We start from the raw sequence: 17,316 nt of genomic DNA, 5'->3' as shown, positions 1-17,316 counted from the left end.
GGAGCGGCTGGGGCTCCGCTCCACCGGCCCGGGTGCTGATGGACTAGGACAGGCCGCCGGCCCAGGGGTATCCCTTGAGGTACGGGTCGGGCTTGACCGGTGCGCCGGAGTTCCACACCTCGGTGATCAGGCCGTCGTCGCCGATCTTGCCGATGCGGGCGGTCTTGTAGATGTGCTGCGTGGCGCCGTCGATGGTGACCAGGCCCTCCGGAGCCTCGAAGGTGATGCCGTCGGAGGCGGCCTTGACCTTCTCGACGTCGAAGGACTTGGCCTTCTCGACCATCGCCTTCCACAGGTAGACCGAGACGTAGGCGGCCTCCATCGGGTCGGAGGTCGGCTTGTCGGCGCCGTACTTGGCCTTGTACGCCTTGACGAACTTGTCGTTGGCGGCGCCGGTGGTGGTCTGGTAGTAGTTCCACGCCGTGAGCTGGCCGGCGAGGTACTGGGTGCCGATGCTCTTGACCTCTTCCTCGGCGATGGACACCGAGACGACGGGCATGGTCGCGGCGGTCAGGCCCGCGGACTTGTACTCCTTGAAGAAGGCCACGTTGCTGTCGCCGTTGAGGGTGTTGAAGACGGCGTCGGCCTTGGACGCCTTGACCTTGTTGACGATGGTGCCGAACTCGGTGGAGCCGAGCGGGGCGTAGTCCTCGCCGAGCACGGTCAGGCCGTTGGCGGCAGCGTACGCCTTAATGATCTTGTTGGCGGTACGCGGGAAGACGTAGTCGCTGCCGACCAGGTAGACCGTCTTCTTGCCCTGCGCCTTGAGGTAGTCCAGGCCGGGCACGATCTGCTGGTTGGTGGTGGCGCCGGTGTAGAAGATGTAGGGCGACTGCTCCAGGCCCTCGTACTGCACGGGGTAGAACAGCAGCGCCTTGTTCTCCTCGAACACCGGCTTGACCGCCTTGCGGCTGGCGGAGGTCCAGCAGCCGAAGACCGCGGCGACCCGGTCCTCCTTGATGAGCTTCTTGGCCTTCTCGGCGAAGGTCGGCCAGTCGGAGGCGCCGTCCTCGCTGATGGGCTCCAGCTTCTTGCCCAGTACGCCGCCCGCGGCGTTGATCTCCTCGATGGCGAGCTTGATCGAGTCGCGGACGGTCACCTCGCTGATGGCCATGGTGCCCGACAGCGAGTTGAGCAGGCCCACCTTGACGGTGTCGCCCGAGGTGTCGGCGGTGACACCGGCGTTGGCGCCGGTCTCGCCGGTCTTGCTGCCGCAGGCGGCGACCGCCAGCGCGGCGGCGAGTACGGCACTGCATGCCGCCAGGCGGCGGCCGTGGAACCTGAACATCTTCAGAGATCTCCCAGCGTCAGCGGAGCATCAGTCGTTGAAGAAGGACGGAACCGCGGTGGGGGAGACGTCGTCGTCGGCCGGGGCCGTTCCCGCGGTGGTAGAGGCGTTACACGTGCCGGGCAGCGCGCGGCGGCGGCCCCAGCCGGTTGTGCCGGCTGCCGGGCGGCCACCTCAATGCCGGGCACGCATAGATTCCGCGAGTGTCGTTACACGACTGTTTCGGCATTCTTAATAGGCTGTGTACTGGCCAATGTGCACGGCTATCTAACTGCTGAAACAGCGAAAGCCAGCACTCATTCGCGGCCCATATGATGGGCGCGAGAGCGCTGGCGCAATTGCGGGGACCGGCTCTTATCGAGCCGAATCCTTCACGCATGAAGTATCTTGCCGCCCGCCCGCGGTGTCAAGGCGTTGCCTTACTGTACGGCACACAGTACTGTGTGCCGCATGGCTTCACCCGACGTGTTCGACAAGCTCGAACTTGAACTGCGCCGCGGTGTGGTGGTGCTGGCCGTGCTGTCCCAGCTCGACGACTTCCGCTACGGCTACGAACTGCGCCAGTCGCTGTCCGAGGCCGGCATGCAGATCGAGGAGGGCACCCTCTACCCCCTGCTGCGGCGGCTGGAGACCCAGGGGCTGCTGACCAGCCAGTGGCGCACCAGCGAGGGCCCGCCCCGGCGCTACTACGCGCTCAGCCCCGACGGCCGCGCGCTCTACCAGCGCCTCACCGAGACCTACCGCACCCTCAACGACACGATGTCCGACCTGCTGAAGGGCTCGATCCGATGAACGCCGACGACCTGATCGACAGCTACGTCTCCGACGTCGTCGCACAGCTGCCGCGCCGCCAGCGCGACGACGTCGCCGCCGAACTGCGCAGCCTGCTGCACGACGAACTCGCCGAACGCGCCGCCGCCCCCGGCGCCGACCGCGACGCGCTCGCCCGCGACCTGCTCAACGGGTTCGGGCACCCGAACGAGGTCGTCCTGCGCTACCGGCCGGCCCGCCCGCTCATCGACCCCGTCGACACCCGGCGCGCGGTGCGCACCTCGGTGATCGGTGTCGCCGTCATCTGGGCGGTCGGCCTGGCCCGGGTGCTGTGGCCGCCGGTGCCGTACGACCACTGGCTGCTGGCGGTGCGCGACTGGTGGCTCGGCGCCGCGCTGCCCGCGCTGTGGTGGCCCGGCGTGGTGGGCGTCTGCTTCGCCGGCACCGCCTGGGTGCGCCGCCGCTTCGCCGACCGGCTCGCCTGGCAGCCGCGCCCGCCGGCCACCGATGCGGTGAACCGGGGCGGCCGGTTCACCGCCGCGGCGTTCGCCGTGGCCGGGACCGCGCTGATGCTCTGGTTCCCGCAGTTCCTGGACCTGGTCTCGGGCGGCCGCGTCGCCCAGTCCGCCCTCGACGCGTTCGTCTACGACCCCGGCTTCCTGCGGGTGCGCGGGCCCGTGCTGCTCGCGGCCGTCGTGTCTAGCATCGCGCTGCTGGTCGCCGTCGGGGTGCGTGGCCGCTGGGAGCGGGCCACCAGGCGGCTGTCGCTGGGCCTGACCGTCTTCATGGGAGCGGCCATGGCGTGGAGTGCGCTCGCGGGTCCGGTGTTCGTCGCCGCGCCTACCGACGAGATCATGAAGCTCGCGCTGGTGGTGCTGACGCTGGTGGTCGTCATCGACGGGTATCAGCAGCTGCGGCGCCTGCGCAAGCCGGGCCGGACGGTGCCCGCCCACTGACCGGAGATCGCAAATCGTGGACGCTGGGTGTTGCCAGGGCGACACCCAGCGTCCACGATTTCGGATCACCCGTGTTGACCGGCGCGGCACGCGCACGTGGCGGGGAGTCGATGATTACCCTCCGTGATGGCGGCCGTCCGGCCGCGTGATCTTGTGTCTGGCCAGGAGAAACTCGATGTCGCGATGGTCCTGTGTGACGGCTGCCGCCGCCCTGACGTCCCTGCTCGTGGTCCCGGTCGGCCGGGCCGGTGCCGCCCCGGCCGCCCCAGCCGCGCAGGCCGAACCGCGCGCCGCGGGTAACGCCGTCATCGACTGGAACCTCGCCACCGAGCAGGCGATCCTCGCCTCCGGCCCGTTCGTGCCGCACGTGGCGCTGATCAACCGGGCCATGGTGCACGGCGCCGTGTACGACGCGGTCAACGGCATCACCCGCACCCACCAGCCGTACCTGCTCCAGGTCGGCTCCCAGCCCGGCGACTCGGTCGACGCCGCCGCCGCGACCGCCGCCTTCCGCATGCTCGTCCACCTGTTCCCCAGCCAGGGCCCGACCTTGCAGGCGAAGTACGACGCCGCGCTGGCGGCCATCCCGGACGGCCCGGCCGAGCAGGGCGGCATCGCCGACGGCGAGCAGTCCGCCGCCGCGATGATCACGGCACGCACCGGGGACGGGCGCGGCGCGCCGACGACCGTCGTGATCGGCACGCAGCCGGGGCAGTGGCGGCCGACGCCGCCCAACTTCCTGGTCGACCCGGCGCCCTGGGCGGGCAAGGTCAAGCCGTTCCTGGTGCCGGACGTGGCGGCGCTGCGCTCGGACGGCCCGAACGCGCTGACCAGCGCGGCGTACACCGAGGACTTCGAGGAGGTCAAGGCGGTGGGGTCGCGTACCAGCACGACGCGCACCGCCGACCAGACCGACGCTGCCCGCTGGTGGGCGGCGGTGCCGCAGGAGGCGATGCTGCGCTCGCTGGCCACCGGCCACGGGCTGTCCGCCGACGACAGCGCCCGCCTGTTCGCGCGGGTCGCGCTCGCCACGGCCGACGCGGTGATCGCCTGCCACGCCGACAAGTCGCACTGGACGTCCTGGCGGCCGATCACCGCGATCCGCGAGGCCGACACCGACGGCAACCCCGACACGGCCGCCGACCCGGCCTGGACCCCGCTGCTGGACACCCCGCCCTGGTACGAGCACTCCTCGGGCCACTCCTGCAACATCAGCGCCTGGACGCACGCGCTGCACGACTTCTTCGGCACCGACAAGGTGGCGTTCTCGGGGCTCAGCCCGGTCACCGGCACGACCCGCAGTTTCGCCACCTTCACCGCGGCGCGCAAGGAGCTGATCGGGGCCCGGGTGTGGGGCGGCATCCACTTCCGCACCGCCGACGTGGCGGGCGCCGTGATCGGGGCCAAGGTCGCCAAGTACGAGCGGCACCACTGGTTCGCGCCGGTGGACTGACCGGCTGTTCTGTCATCAGTACGCGAACGGGCGGGTGCCGGGCACGAAGCGGACCCGCTCGTTCGCCGTCGGTGACGGAGCGTGGTGGCGGTCCACCGCCAGGGGAGCACGGGAAAGGATTGCCAAATTTCGATATGATCATGAATGCTTAGCCGCAATACCCGCAGTGTCGTCCAACGCCGGACGATCGGCACGTCACCGCTCACAGGGATGGTGAAGCCGCCATGTCCCCACTGATTCCAGGCGACGAGAACCTGGGCAAGGACTTCCACCTCCGCGTCTACTGCAACCCCGACAGGCAGCGCGCGGGACACACCCCCGTCGACGACCTCGACATCCTCGAAGTGATCTCAGCGGCGCACCGGTTCGGCGTGGACCGGGTGCACTACAGCGGCGGCGAGCCGACCCTGAGCCCCGGTCTTCTCCGCTACCTCGCCCACGCCCGCGAGCTCGGCTACGTCGAGCAGGCGATGACCACCGACGGGCTGCACCTGTCCGGGCTGCTGCCGCAGCTGCTCGACGCGGGCCTGACCCGGGTCACCATCAGCCTGGACTCGCTGCGGCCCCAGCGCGGTGACGACACCCTCGACATCGTCCTGCGCGCGCTCGACGACTCGGTCGAGGCGTTCGGCGCCGTCAAGGTCAACACGTTGCTGGGCAAGGACCCGGACGAGGTTACCGAGCTGGTCGCCTGGGCCGGCGGCTACGGCGGCCGGGTGACGCTGCGGCTCATCGAGGTGTGGTCCGACCAGCCGGTGTTCGACGGAGACCGGCCCGACGACCAGGCCGTGCCCGCCGAGCGGGCCCTCGATCTGATCGCGGCCAAATTCGGGCGGCCGGTGCCCGACGCCGCGGGCGACGCGGACAAGAACCCCGCGTGCCGCTACTACCGGGTGCCGGGCAGTGCGGCCAGGATCGGGATCGTCGCCGCCCACCCGACCGGGGACCGGCGCGACCGCGAGCTGAGGCTGAGCCCGTACGGCGACCTGAGCAGGTGCGTCATCTCCGAGGGCGTCGACATCAAGGACACCACGCTGAGCCAGAAGCACGACGCGCTGCGCACGGTGCTGGCCCTGGGCCCGAGCCCGGCACCGCGCGGCCGGTCGCTGGCGAGCCGGAAGTGACCTCGGCGGCCGCTCACGCGGCCGCCACCGCAGTCAGCAGCAGGTCGCGTTCGCGTCGGCCGAGTGCGAGCAGGGCGTCGACGTCGGCGGCGGTGAGCAGCCGCTGCCGGCGCTCGCGCGACAGCAGGATCTTCATCCGCAGCGTGTCCACCTCGGTCGCCAGCGCCCGGTAGCGCGCCAGCAGCTCCGGGTCGGGTCCGAGGGCGGGCAGCCGGTCCAGGACCAGCCGCTTGTGCTCGGCGAGCAGGTGGAACATCGGGTAGTCCAGCGGCCGGTCGCGGTCGAGGTGGGCGGTCAGCTGCTCGGCCAGCAGCGGGTACACGTCGGTGCCGTAGCGCACGGCGGTGTCGGGGGCCAGGTCCAGCGCCCGGTCGAACCACCACCAGCCCGCGCGCGGGTCGAACCCGGCCGGGGCGGTGCCGTCGGCGTAGTCGCGCAGCTGCGCGGCCAGGTCGCGGTCCGGCTGCGGCCGGTCGGTGCGCGGGCCGAGCAGCTGGGCGTACGCCGTGACCGGCACCGGCCCGCCCGACTCGGCCTGCAACCGCAGCCCGGCCCGGAACGCGTGGTCGACCTGGGCTGCGGTGAACTCGGCGGTGGTGAAGCGGCGCCGGGCGTCGAACCCGATCGCGGTCAGCCGGCCGCCGTCGCACCCCACGAACAGGAACTCGCGGAACCGCTGGTAGGGGTGCCCGGCCAGGGTCGAGTCCTCGGTGAACAGGATGACCCGGCGTCCGGCGGCGAGCTGGTCGCCGACGAACCCGGCGGCGTCGGTGAGGTCGCGGGCGGCGTCGGCGCCGACCGTCTCGACGGTCAGGAAGTCCTGGTACGCGAACGAGTCCACCAGGTCGAGGTGGACCTCGTCGGGCCGGTTGGCCAGCCGGTAGGCGTGCAGCTGGAGGAACCGGCCGCCGAACCAGTCCGGACCGCCGGGCTCGGCCAGGGCGGCGCACAGCGGCAGGGCGAGGTAGACGTAGGCGTTGTAGTGGCGCTGCACCACGTGGGGCAGCAGGTGTCCGGTCACGACTGGAGCATCCGGCGCCAGCGCCCCGCGGCCAGCGCGCTGGCGGCCAGGCCGAGCAACAGCAGGTAGGCCACGGCGGCGGCGGCGTGCAGGTCGAACCGGCCCAGGCACACCTGCCGCAGCAGGGTGACGGCGTGGTAGAGCGGCAGCGCCTGCACGACCGGCCGGAACGCGGCGGGGTAGACCTCCAGCGGGTAGAACGTGGTCGCGAACAGGAACATGGGCAGCATGAACAGCTGGAGGTAGAGGTAGTCGTACCAGCTGCGCAGCAGGGTGGCCACGAGCAGGCCGCAGGCGGCGAACGCGAACCCGACCAGCGCGGCGGCGGGCAGCGCGAGCAGCGCGTACGGCGAGCGGATCAGCCCGAACGCGGCGGCGGCGGCCAGGAACCCGCCGGTGCCGGCCAGGCCGCGCAGGATCGCCCAGGCGATCTCGCCGTACTGGATGTCGGTGACGGTCATCGGCGTCGTGATCATCGTCTGGTACGTCTTCTCGACCTTGATGCGCATGAAGACGCGGCTGGAGGCCTCGTTCATCGCGCCGTTCATCGCCGAGGTGGCCAGCAGCGCGGGGGCGACGTACTGCGCGTACGGCACGCCGGTGCCCGCGACGTCGCCGACGAGGCTGCCCACGCCCAGGCCGATGGCGACGAGGTAGAGCAGGGGCTCGGTGAGGTCGGCGATGAACACCGACCAGGACTTGCGGTACACCCGCAGGTGGCGTTCGACCAGCCACCAGGGGCGTCCGGCGGCGCGGCGGGGCGTCGGCGCGGCGATGGTGCTCATGCTGGCTCCCGTTAAGCGTGCAGGTGGCGGCGGTAGGTGCGGCGGGCGGCGAGGTATCCGGCCAGCGCGGTGACCGCCAGGACGGCGAGGTCGGCGGCGGCGCCGGTCAGGGTGGCGGTGCCGGTGGTCAGGGCGCGGCACAGCCGGGCGCCGTGCCACAGCGGGCTGGCGTAGACCACCGGTTGCAGCCAGCCGGGCATGACCTCGATCGGGAAGAACGTGGCCGAGAACAGGTACACCGGCATGACGACGAACCGCGAGAAGTTGCCGATCACCGCAGCCCGGCGGACGGTGACGGCCCAGGCGGCGGTGGGTGCGGCGCAGGCGAGCCCGAGCAGCACCGCCACCGGGATCGCGAGCATGGCGGTCAGCGCGTGGGCCACGCCGAAGGCGTACATGACGGCGGTGAACATGGTGCTGCTGAGCAGGATCCGGGCGGCGATGAAGAGCAGGTGGCCGTTGAGGATGTCGTGCGGTTGCAGCGGGGTGTAGGCCGCGACGAGGTAGCTGCGGCGGTTGCGTACCGCGCTGAAGACGGTCTGTCCGCCCTCGACGACGGCGGTCTGCATCGCGGCCGCGGCCAGCAGGCCGGGGGCGAAGAAGGCCGCGTAGGTCAGGCCCCCGGCCAGCGGCGCGTTGGCGTCGACGAGCTGGCCCAGGCCCAGGCCGATGCCCGCGAGGAACAGCACGGGGTTGACGATGCTGTTGACCAGCACGGGCCGCCACGACTTGGCGAAGATCGCGCCCCAGTACCGGAACTCGGCGTATGCGGGGGAGTAGGTGAGCCCGGTCATCAGTCCACCAGCGCGCGGCCGGTCAGGGACAGGAAGACGTCCTCCAGGGTGGCCCGCCGGACCAGGCTGGCGCGCGGGAACACCCGGGCCTCGACCCGGGCGAGGGTGTCGGCGCCGTCGGCGGTGCCGATGAGCAGGCGGTCGGGCAGCTCCTCCAGCCGCCAGGCGGCGCCGTCGGCGATGAGCTGCTTGACGGCGGTGGTGCCGCGGTCGTGTTCGGCGGTGGTGAACCGCAGCTCGACGACCTCGGGCAGCGCGTGGGCCTCGATGAGCTCGCGCGGGGTGCCGTCGGCGACGGCGGCGCCGCGTTCCATGATGACGACGCGGTCGCAGAGCTGCTCGGCCTCGTCCATGTAGTGCGTGGTGACGATGAGGGCGACGCCGTCCTGCTTGAGCCGGGTGAGCCGGTCCCACAGCAGCTGGCGGGCCTGCGGGTCCAGGCCGGTGGTCGGCTCGTCGAGCAGCAGCAGCGACGGCTGGTTGATCAGCGCGCGGGCGATGGTGAGCCGCCGCCGCATGCCCCCGGACAGGGAGGTCACGGGCGCGTCGGCCTTGGCCTCCAGCGCGGCGAACTCGATCAGGTATGCGGTGCGCTCGCGCAGGACCGCTCGGGACAGTCCGAAGTAGCGCCCGTAGACCAGCAGGTTCTCCCGGACGGTCAGTTCCTGGTCGAGCATGTCGTCCTGGGGCACGACGCCGAGGCGGGCGCGGATGTGCGGGCTGTCGTGCAGCGGGTCCATGCCCAGGACGCGCAGCGTGCCGAAGGTGGGCGGGGAGACGGCCGCGAGCATGCGCATGGTGGTGGACTTGCCGGCGCCGTTGGTGCCGAGCAGGCCGAGCGCCTCGCCGCGGTGCAGCCGCAGGTCGATGCCGCGTACGGCGGCGAGCTCGGTGCCGCCCGGTCCGGCGGGATAGGTCTTGCCGAGTCCGGCGGCCTCGACGAGTGGCGGCTCATGGTCGGTCATCGGCGCCCCCGTAGCTGATCGGGCCCAAGGGTCGACGCCGTCGTCATTCACTTGCAGCCGTCTTGCGCGAACAGAGCCCGAACTTTAGGGGACCGACCGGACGCCGTGCAAGGGAGATCACGCCGTGTCTCAATGGGTGACAGTCCATTGTGGAATCTTCTGATATATCTATGTAAATACAATGGTTGCACATTGAGGACCCTGTCGGTAAATAGCGGCAGGTGGAGGATAAGTGTCTTTCATGCATGTCGATGCTTCCGAGCAGGCGGCAGAAGATCGTCCTACGAAATGGCGATTCCGGATGGCGGGACGCGATGGACAGCCTCCGGCGGTCATTCCAAACTGGTCAGGATTTTGATGTTGGTTAGTCTTGAATTTGCGCGGGGAGAGTCGTGAAGCCAGCCAGATTGGCGATCGTCGGTGTGGGCAACAACATCTCGGCCCTGGTGCAGGGAGTGGCCGTCTACCGGCAGGCGGACGACCCCGCCGAGCTGCCCGGCGTGACCCGTCCGTACGTGGGCGGCCTGCACGTCACCGATCTGGCCTTCGTCGCCGCGTTCGACGTCGCCGAGGCGAAGGTCGGCCGCCCCCTGGGCGAGGCCGTCTTCGCCGCGCCCAACAACTACCCGCGCCTGGTGTCGGAACTGCCGGACGAGACCACCGTCGTGGCCATGGGCGCCCGCCTGGACGGGGTGCCCCCGCACCTGTCCGACAGCGTCGGTCCCGTCGGCGCCGACCGCACCGTCGACGACATCGCCGGGCAGCTGCGCGACAGCGGCGCCGAGGCCCTGCTGTACTCCCTGCCCACCGGCTCGGCCGGGGCGGTGGCCTTCTACGCCGAGGCCGCGCTGCGCGCCGGGGTGGCGTTCGTCAACTGCACCCCCGACCTCATCGCCCGCGACCCCGGCTGGGCCGCCCGGTTCACCGAGGCCGGCGTGCCGGTCGTCGGCGACGACCTGGCCAGCCATCTCGGCTCCTCGGTCCTGCACCGCACCCTGCTGAGCCTGGTCACCGAACGCGGCCTGCACATCGAGCGCAGCTACCAGGTCAACCTCGGCGGCAACGCCGACTTCCGCAACCTGCTGGTGCGCGGCGAGGCCAAGCGGCAGTCCAAGCACGCCGCGCTGGGCGGCGCATACTCCGACCGGGTCTCGGTGGTGCCCTCCGGCGGCTACCTGCCGGTGCTCAACGACCAGAAGATCGGCTACATCCACGTCGAGGCGGCCGGGTGGGCCGGGGCCACGGCCACGATCGAGCTCAAGCTGTCCGTACAGGACTCCAGCAACGCCGCGGGCGTGATCATCGACCTGGTCCGGCTGGCCGTGCTGGCCCGCCGCGCGGGCTTCGCCGGGCCGGTCCACGGCGCGGCCTCCCTGGTCAAATCCCCGCCGCTCGGCGACACCGACACCAGCCCGCAGGCGTTCGACGACGCGGTCATCAAGCTCGACGGCGCCGCCACGATCCTGGGAGGCACGCAATGACCACCCCGACCCGGCTGCGGCCGGCCCTGCGCGCGCTCGTCGACGGCCGCGACCTGACCGAGGACGAGGCCGCCGAGGTCATGAGCGCCCTGGTCGCCGGGGAGTTCACCGGCTCCCAGTTCGGCGCGCTCGGCACCGCGCTGCGGATGAAGGGCGAGCGCGCCGAGGAGATCGCCGGGTTCCTGCGGGTGCTGCGCGCCGAGGGCACCACCGTCGACCTGGGCGAGCTGGCCGACCGGGCCGTGGACACCTGCGGCACCGGCGGCGACGGCCCCAGCGCCCGCGTGTTCAACATCTCGACCACCGCCGCGTTCCTGGTCGCGGCCGCCGGGGTGCCGGTGGCCAAGCACGGCACCAGCGCCGTGTCCAGTAACTCCGGCAGCAGCGACGTGCTGGCCGAACTCGGGGTGCGCGCCGTGTCCGACCCGGCCGACGTCGCGGCCTGCCTGCGCGAGCTCGGCATCTGCTTCATGCACGCCCCGGCGTTCAACTCCGGCATGCGCCACCTCATCGGGCTGCGCCAGGAGGTGGGCCTGCGGTTCGTGTTCAACCTGCTCGGGCCGCTGTGCAACCCCGCCCGGGTCACCCGCCAGGTCACCGGCATGTACGACTCCCGCTACGCCGAGGTCACCGCGGGCGCGCTGGCCCGCTCCGGCACCCGGCACGCCTGGGTGGTGCACGCCGAGGACGGCCTCGACGAGGTCTCCACCACCGCACCCACCCGGATCCTGCAGGTGCGCGACGGAGCGGTCACCGAGTTGCGGGTCGACGCCGTCGACCTCGGGCTGGCCCGCGCCACCATCGACCAGGTCGAGGGCGGCGACCCCCGGCGCAACGCCGAGATCAGCCGGGCCGTGCTCGCGGGCACCGCCACCACCGCGCAGACCGAGATCGTGCTGCTCAACGCCGCCGCCGTCCTCGTCGTCGCGGGCCGGGCCGCCGACCTGTCCGACGGCCTCAAGGTCGCCGAGTCGGTGCTGCGCGACGGCAGCGCCCAGGACGTGCTCCACCGCTGGGCGGACCGGTCCCGCCGGACCGGCGCGGCGGCGTGAGGCGCGCTCTCGTCCCCGCGCAGGTCGGGCCGCCGATCGCCCGGTACTCCCCGGGCGTGGAGGTCGGCGGGCCGCTGCGGTGGGTGTACGTCACCGGCCAGGTCGCGACCGACGCGAGCGGCGCCACCGTCGGCGCGGACATCGCGACCCAGGCCGAGCAGGTCTACCGCAACATCACCGCCGTGCTGGCCGAGGCGGGCGCGCAGCTGGGCGACCTCGTCGCGGTCACCGTCTACCTGGTCGACCGCGCGGACTTCCCGGCCTTCACCGCCGTACGCGACAAGGTCTTCGCCGAGGTGAGCCCGCCGTCGAGCACCGTCGTGTTCGTGGCCGGGCTGGTCGTGCCCGAGCACCTGGTCGAGATCAGCGCCGTGGCGGCGGTGCCGGACGGTCCCCGGTGACCGCCGGGTTCACCGTGGTCGGCGGGGTGAACCACGACGAGATCCTCACCCTGTCCGGTGACCCGGGCCCCGACGGCACCACCGACATCCTCGCGGTGCACCAGGCCCCCGGCGGCCACGCCGCCAACACCGCCGTCGTTCTGGCCCGGCTCGGGCACCAACCGTGCCTGGTCGGCGCGGTCGGCTCCGACCAGGCCGGCGAGCGCCTGCTCGCGCACCTGGCCGCCGAGGGCGTGGACACCGGCTGGATGCAGGTCGTGCCGGGTGCGGCCACCGGCCGGGCCGTGATCGTCAACGCTCCGTCGCTGCACCACATGATGCTGCACCGCGCCGCCAACGACGCCCTCACCCCGTCGTTTCCCGACAGCCGGGTGATGGTGGTGTTCGACCCGCCCCCGGCCGTGCTACCGCAGGCGGTGGCCGCCGGGCAGACCGTCGTGGTCAACCCGGGCGGCCGGATCGCCGCCGCGCACCGGGCGCTGGCCGACCGGCGCGGCGGGATCGTGCTGGTCGCCAACCGCACCGAATGGGCGCAGCTCGGCGACGCCGCCGCCGACGGGTACGCGGCGGTCGTGGTCACCCTCGGCGCCGAAGGCTGCCGGGTGCACGACGCCGACGGCTGGTCGGCCGTGCCCGCCGTGCCCGCCGTCGAGGTCGACGCGACCGGGGCCGGCGACGCGTTCACCGCCGGACTCGCGGCGGGCCTGGGCGCGGGGCTGCCGCTGCGGACCGCCGCCGGGCTCGGCGCGCTGCTCGGCGCGCTCGCGGTGGAGGCACCCGGCGCCACCGGGCTGCCCGGCGGCGCGGAGCTGGCCCGCGCGGTGTCCGAACGCGCCGACCCCGCCGCGGCCGAATTCCTGCTGGGAGGATTGCAGTGCAGCTGAACCTGAAACCGCACGACCACCCCGGTGCCCTCATCGTCATCTGCGGGCCCGACGGCTCGGGCAAGACCACCCTGGAGCACGGCCTGCTGGCCCGGCTCGCCGACCACGGCGTGCACCCTGAAGTGATCATGCAGCCGACGTCCTGGTGGCGCGGCGACCACCGGGTGCAGGCCACCATGGTCGGCGACCCGGAGCAGCTCACCCCGATGGCGATGGCGCTGTTCGCCCTCGCCGACCGCGTCGACCAGCAGGAACGCGTCATCCGGCCCACGCTGGCCGTCGGCGGCTGGATCCTGTCCAACCGCTACCTGCTGTCCCTGGTCGCGCACTACCTGACCACCGGCGAGTTCGACCCGGCCCGGCTGTCCAGCCTGTACGCCGACATCATCAAACCCGACCTGCTGATCGTCATGGACGCCCCCGCCGAGACGCTGCTCGACCGGGTCGTCACCCGCGACGGCAGCGACAGCCGCCGCTGGGACCAGCAGGCCGCGTTCGTCACCCGCAACCGGGAGGCGTTCACGCGGCTGGCCCGCGACAACGACGGGCTGCTGCTCAGCTCGCAGAGCCCGCCCGCCGAGCTGCTCGACCGGGTGTGGGAGCGGCTGCGGCCGCGCCTGCCGCAGCCGGCGGCCCGCTGATGGACGCCTGCACCGGCGACTGCGCCACCGCCGTCTACTTCGACCGGCTCGGCGCGGCCTACGACGGCTACCGCCCGCCCGACCCGCAGCTGACCGCCACCGAGATCGACCTCGTGCTCGCCGCCACCGACCACCGGCCCGGCCACGCCGCCGACCTGATGTGCGGACCCGGCCGGCACACGCTGGAACTGGCCGCGCGCGGCTGGACCGTCACCGGCGTCGACCGGATCGAGCCGTCGCTGGCGACCCTGCGCGACCGGGCCCGCGCGGCAGGCGTGGACGGCCGCGTGCACACCGTCCACGGCGACGTCGCCGCCACCGAACTGCCCGCGGCCGCGTACCGGCTGGTGCTGCTGCTCGGCAACTCGTTCGGGTTCGCCGCCGACCGCCCGGCCAGCCTGGCGCTGCTGCGCCGCGCCGCCGCGAGCCTCGCCCCCGGCGGGGCGGTCGCGCTGGAGGTCTTCGACCGCGACCGCGCGCCCCGGCCCGCCCGCAAGGAGCACCGCCTGCCCGGCGGCGGGCTCACCAAGACGATCAGCTGGGACGCCGCCACCGAGACCGAGCACGTCTACGCGGTCATCACCCTGGCCGAGGCGGAGGTCCGCACCTGCTACCGGCAGTTCCTGCCGGGCGCGGCCTCCGTCGCCGACCTGGCCCGTGCCGCCGGGCTGACCGCGCTGCGGCTGCCGATCTGGCCGTCGGCCGACGCGGCGCTGTACCTGCTGCGCGCCCCGGCCGGTGCCCGATGACCCCGGCCCGGATCCTCGTGGTCGCGCCGGAACCCGGCGAGCCCCTCGACACCGTCCCGGTCGTGCGCGTGCTGCACAAGGCAGGCCTGTTCGAGGTGGTCGAGCGGGGCCTGGGCGACGCCGTCACCGGCGTCTTCGACGCGGTCGTGGTCACCGGCGGCGCCGCCGCCGAGCAGCCCGTCCCGCGTACGCCGCTGACGGGGCTGCTCGCCGCGCACGTGCGGGCCGACCGGCGCGCCTACACGGTCTGCTCCGGCGCGTTCGTGCTGGCCGGGCTGGGGGTGCTGCGCGGGCGCACCGTCGCCGGGCACAGTGGCAAGGCCGAGCGGCTGGCCGCGGCCGGAGGCTGCCGGGTGTACGACGGACTGGTCCGCGACCGGGCCCTCACCTCCGCCGGGGGCCGCAGCGTCGGCCACGTCAAAGCCCTCGCGGTCGCGCTGCGGATCGTCGCCGACCTGGCCCCCCAGGCCCTGGCCGGGCTGCTGGACCGCCTCGACGTCGCCGCCGACCGGCTTCCGCCGCTGGTGGTGGTCGCGTGAGCACCGCCCTGCTGACCCTGCCCGCCGCCGCGGCCGCCCGCACCGCCGCCGCGATGCTGGCCACCGGCGCCTGGCACCGGTACGAGACCACCCGGATCGCCTTCGCCAACGGCAACGCCATGTACCTGGCCGCCGGGCCGGTGCCCGATGAGCTGGACATCCTGTGGGCCGGTGCCCAGGACCCGGGCGGTGCGCTGCTCGACCTGGCGCTGACCGCGGACTGCCTGTGGCGGGCCAACCCGCGCCTGCGCGCCCGCCTGATCGTGCCGTACCTGCCGTACTCGCGCAGCGTCCAGGCCGAGGACGGGGCGTCGCTGGGCGCCGCGGTGCTGCTGCGGCTGCTGGACGCGCTGCCCGCGTTGGACGAGTACGCGGTGTTCGACCCGCACGCCCCGCAGGTCGTCGGGTTCAGCCGCCGTCCGATGCGGGTGCTGTCCTGCCTGCCGGACGTGGCCGACTGGGCCGGGCAGCGCCTCGGCCCGGTCGACGTGGTGGTCGCGCCCGACTCCGGCCGCGCCCGCGCCTGCGCCGATCTGGCCGCCCGGCTCGGTGCCTCGACCGAGGTGCTGCTCAAGCAGCGGCTCGGGCACGCCGACCGGGCCCGGCGGGTGGCGCTGGCCCGGCCCGCGTTCGACGGCGCCCGGGTGCTGGTCTTCGACGACGAGCTGACCACCGGCGCCACCCTGCACGCGGCCCTGGACAGCCTCGCCACCGCCGCGCAGGTGCACGTCGTCGTGGCCCGTACGTTCGCCCCGGCCGACGTCGTGGCCGGGCTGCTGGCCCATCCGGTGCTGACCACGCTGGCCACCACCGAGCTGTCCGACACGGCCGGGCTGGCCCGCTTCGGCGGGCCGGGGCTGCCGGTGATCGGGCTGCCGACGGCGTACAAGCAGCTGGTGGGCGGCCATGGCTGAACCGGCGGTGCTGGTCACCGGGGCCAGCCGCGGCATCGGCCGCGCGGTGGCGTACGCGCTGGCCGGGGCCGGGGTGCCGGTGGTGCTGTGGGCCCGCGACGGCGCGGCGCTGGCCGAGGTCGCCGACGGCTGCCGGATGCGCGGCGCGGACGCGTACCCCCGGGTCACCGACGTGCGCGACGCCGCCGACGTCGACGCCGCCGCCCGCGACCTGCCCGCGCTGCGCGCCGTCGTCCTCAACGCCGGGGTGGGGCAGTGGCATCCGCTGCGGGACTACCCGGTCGAGGTGTGGGACGACACCATCGCCACGAACCTGCGCGGGGCGCACCTGACCCTGGTCGCGGCGCTGCCCCGGCTGCTGGCCGACGGCGCGGGGCAGGTCGTGGCGATCGGTTCGGACTCCGGCCAGGCCGGGCTGCCGGAACGGGCCGCGTACTGCGCCGCGAAGTGGGGGCTGCGCGGGCTGGTCGAGGTCGCCCGCGCCGAGCACCGCGCCGACGGCCTGCGCTGCACCCACCTGGCCGTCGGTGCCGTCGACACCGGTTTCCGCACCGGCACGCCCGGCGGCCGCCCCGGCGCGCTGGCACCCGAGGACGTCGCGGCGACGGTCGCCTGGTTGCTGGCCGCGCCGCGCGGCACCGAGATCAGAGAGCTCCACCTCGCATCCATGGCGCGCCCGTACGGCGCCGACACCGAAGGGACCAGCAGATGACCGTCGTACAGCAACCGTCCGACCTGCTCACCGACCAGCACCGCCGCGAACTCGACGAGTCCGGCTACACCGTGCTCCGGCAGCTGATGAGCCGCGCCGAGATCGTGGCCGTCAAGACGTCGCTGATGCGCATCGGCAACATCGAAGGCAAGATGGCCGGCTACGAGTACACCCTCTGCGACGACGGTGCGTTCCGGCTGCACAACCTGCTGAACAAGGACACCGTCTACGACACCTGCCTCACCCACCCGGCCGTGCTGGCCGCGATCCGGCACGTGCTCGGCGACGACATCCGGCTGAGCATGCTGAACATGCGGTCCCAGCTGCCCGGCCAGAAGCGGCAGAAGCTGCACGTCGACTGGTACGACGGCCCGGCCCCCAACGGCGACTACAAGGTCTGCAACGCGATCTGGGCGCTGGACGACTTCACCGAGGCCAACGGCGCGACCCGGGTCGTGCCCGGCTCGCACCGCTTCACCGAGGTGCCCAAGCAGGCCATGGCGGACCAGTACGACTCCTGGCAGGGCGAGACCCGCATCCTGGCCGAGGCCGGCGACGTCATCGTCTTCAACTCCCACCTGTGGCACAGCGGCATGGACAACGCCACCGACCGCCCCCGGGCGGGCATCAACGCGTTCTTCTGCCGCGCCGACCAGAAGCCGGAGATGAACCAGGAGGAGCTGCTCGGCGAGGACGCCCGCGACCGGCTGTCGCCGTGGGCACAGGAGCTGCTCGGCCTGCGCTGAGCGGGCGAGCAAGGCTGAGCCGCCGTGAAGGGAAACTGAC

At 72.9% G+C, this 17,316-nt stretch carries 19 protein-coding genes; 14 read left to right on the top strand and 5 right to left on the bottom strand.

Going from position 1 to position 17,316, the window contains the following annotated elements; translation table 11 throughout:
* Positions 1-43: 43 nt before the first annotated feature.
* Entirely contained in the window at positions 44-1,288 is a 1,245-nt protein-coding gene (urtA, locus tag Cs7R123_RS24200) for an urea ABC transporter substrate-binding protein (protein ID WP_212830009.1), read from the bottom strand.
* A 450-nt stretch (positions 1,289-1,738) separates the two neighbouring features.
* On the opposite strand from urtA, the gene Cs7R123_RS24195 reads away from it, so the two are divergent.
* From Cs7R123_RS24195 to Cs7R123_RS24180, 4 genes are all read left to right on the top strand, one after another.
* Entirely contained in the window at positions 1,739-2,080 is a 342-nt protein-coding gene (locus tag Cs7R123_RS24195; RefSeq protein WP_212830008.1) for a PadR family transcriptional regulator, read from the top strand.
* The gene (locus Cs7R123_RS24190) at positions 2,077-3,015 is read left to right on the top strand and encodes a hypothetical protein (protein WP_212830007.1); all 939 of its coding nucleotides are present in this window, start codon (positions 2,077-2,079) and stop codon (positions 3,013-3,015) included. Before Cs7R123_RS24195 ends, Cs7R123_RS24190 begins: the two co-directional genes overlap by 4 nt.
* Before the next feature lie 175 nt (positions 3,016-3,190).
* On the top strand, positions 3,191-4,468 hold the full coding sequence (locus tag Cs7R123_RS24185; protein WP_212830006.1) for a vanadium-dependent haloperoxidase: 1,278 nt from the start codon (positions 3,191-3,193) through the stop codon (positions 4,466-4,468).
* 224 nt (positions 4,469-4,692) lie between these two features.
* Positions 4,693-5,592, top strand: a complete 900-nt coding sequence (locus tag Cs7R123_RS24180) for a radical SAM protein (protein ID WP_212830005.1) — start codon at positions 4,693-4,695, stop codon at positions 5,590-5,592.
* Between the two features lie 13 nt (positions 5,593-5,605).
* On the opposite strand, the gene Cs7R123_RS24175 is transcribed toward Cs7R123_RS24180, so the two are convergent.
* Genes Cs7R123_RS24175 through Cs7R123_RS24160 form a run of 4 tightly spaced genes read right to left on the bottom strand, consistent with a single transcriptional unit; the run spans position 5,606 to position 9,157 of the window.
* Complete coding sequence (locus Cs7R123_RS24175) at positions 5,606-6,613, bottom strand: hypothetical protein (protein WP_212830004.1); 1,008 nt, start codon at positions 6,611-6,613, stop codon at positions 5,606-5,608.
* On the bottom strand, positions 6,610-7,398 hold the full coding sequence (locus tag Cs7R123_RS24170; RefSeq protein WP_212830003.1) for an ABC transporter permease: 789 nt from the start codon (positions 7,396-7,398) through the stop codon (positions 6,610-6,612). The genes Cs7R123_RS24175 and Cs7R123_RS24170 overlap by 4 nt, the downstream gene beginning before the upstream one ends.
* An 11-nt stretch (positions 7,399-7,409) precedes the next feature.
* A complete protein-coding gene (locus Cs7R123_RS24165; RefSeq protein WP_212830002.1) occupies positions 7,410-8,192 on the bottom strand; it encodes an ABC transporter permease in 783 nt (260 codons plus the stop codon).
* Positions 8,192-9,157, bottom strand: coding sequence for an ABC transporter ATP-binding protein (locus Cs7R123_RS24160; protein WP_212830001.1), 966 nt, complete (start codon positions 9,155-9,157; stop codon positions 8,192-8,194). Before Cs7R123_RS24160 ends, Cs7R123_RS24165 begins: the two co-directional genes overlap by 1 nt.
* A gap of 392 nt (positions 9,158-9,549) precedes the next feature.
* Between Cs7R123_RS24160 and Cs7R123_RS24155 the strand changes: the two genes are divergently transcribed.
* From Cs7R123_RS24155 to Cs7R123_RS24110, 10 genes are read left to right on the top strand one after another with little or no spacing between them, the layout of a single operon-like run.
* On the top strand, positions 9,550-10,638 hold the full coding sequence (locus tag Cs7R123_RS24155; protein WP_244872101.1) for an inositol-3-phosphate synthase: 1,089 nt from the start codon (positions 9,550-9,552) through the stop codon (positions 10,636-10,638).
* Entirely contained in the window at positions 10,635-11,690 is a 1,056-nt protein-coding gene (gene trpD, locus Cs7R123_RS24150) for an anthranilate phosphoribosyltransferase (protein WP_212830000.1), read from the top strand. The genes Cs7R123_RS24155 and trpD overlap by 4 nt, the downstream gene beginning before the upstream one ends.
* Positions 11,687-12,091, top strand: a complete 405-nt coding sequence (locus Cs7R123_RS24145) for a RidA family protein (RefSeq protein WP_212829999.1) — start codon at positions 11,687-11,689, stop codon at positions 12,089-12,091. The genes trpD and Cs7R123_RS24145 overlap by 4 nt, the downstream gene beginning before the upstream one ends.
* The gene (locus tag Cs7R123_RS24140; RefSeq protein ID WP_212829998.1) at positions 12,088-12,975 is read left to right on the top strand and encodes a carbohydrate kinase family protein; all 888 of its coding nucleotides are present in this window, start codon (positions 12,088-12,090) and stop codon (positions 12,973-12,975) included. Before Cs7R123_RS24145 ends, Cs7R123_RS24140 begins: the two co-directional genes overlap by 4 nt.
* Entirely contained in the window at positions 12,966-13,616 is a 651-nt protein-coding gene (locus Cs7R123_RS24135) for an AAA family ATPase (RefSeq protein WP_212829997.1), read from the top strand. The genes Cs7R123_RS24140 and Cs7R123_RS24135 overlap by 10 nt, the downstream gene beginning before the upstream one ends.
* Positions 13,616-14,365, top strand: a complete 750-nt coding sequence (locus tag Cs7R123_RS24130) for a class I SAM-dependent methyltransferase (protein ID WP_212829996.1) — start codon at positions 13,616-13,618, stop codon at positions 14,363-14,365. The genes Cs7R123_RS24135 and Cs7R123_RS24130 overlap by 1 nt, the downstream gene beginning before the upstream one ends.
* Positions 14,362-14,904, top strand: a complete 543-nt coding sequence (locus Cs7R123_RS24125) for a DJ-1/PfpI family protein (RefSeq protein ID WP_212829995.1) — start codon at positions 14,362-14,364, stop codon at positions 14,902-14,904. The genes Cs7R123_RS24130 and Cs7R123_RS24125 overlap by 4 nt, the downstream gene beginning before the upstream one ends.
* Positions 14,901-15,818 (top strand): phosphoribosyltransferase family protein, encoded by a 918-nt coding sequence (locus Cs7R123_RS24120; RefSeq protein WP_212829994.1) that lies wholly within the window; start codon positions 14,901-14,903, stop codon positions 15,816-15,818. The genes Cs7R123_RS24125 and Cs7R123_RS24120 overlap by 4 nt, the downstream gene beginning before the upstream one ends.
* Positions 15,811-16,530 (top strand): SDR family oxidoreductase, encoded by a 720-nt coding sequence (locus Cs7R123_RS24115; RefSeq protein WP_212829993.1) that lies wholly within the window; start codon positions 15,811-15,813, stop codon positions 16,528-16,530. Before Cs7R123_RS24120 ends, Cs7R123_RS24115 begins: the two co-directional genes overlap by 8 nt.
* On the top strand, positions 16,527-17,276 hold the full coding sequence (locus Cs7R123_RS24110; RefSeq protein ID WP_212829992.1) for a phytanoyl-CoA dioxygenase family protein: 750 nt from the start codon (positions 16,527-16,529) through the stop codon (positions 17,274-17,276). Before Cs7R123_RS24115 ends, Cs7R123_RS24110 begins: the two co-directional genes overlap by 4 nt.
* Positions 17,277-17,316: the final 40 nt, after the last annotated feature.

This window comes from Catellatospora sp. TT07R-123 (genome assembly GCF_018327705.1).
In the GTDB taxonomy this organism is placed as follows: domain Bacteria; phylum Actinomycetota; class Actinomycetes; order Mycobacteriales; family Micromonosporaceae; genus Catellatospora.
This window is presented reverse-complemented; position numbering and strand designations above follow the sequence as displayed.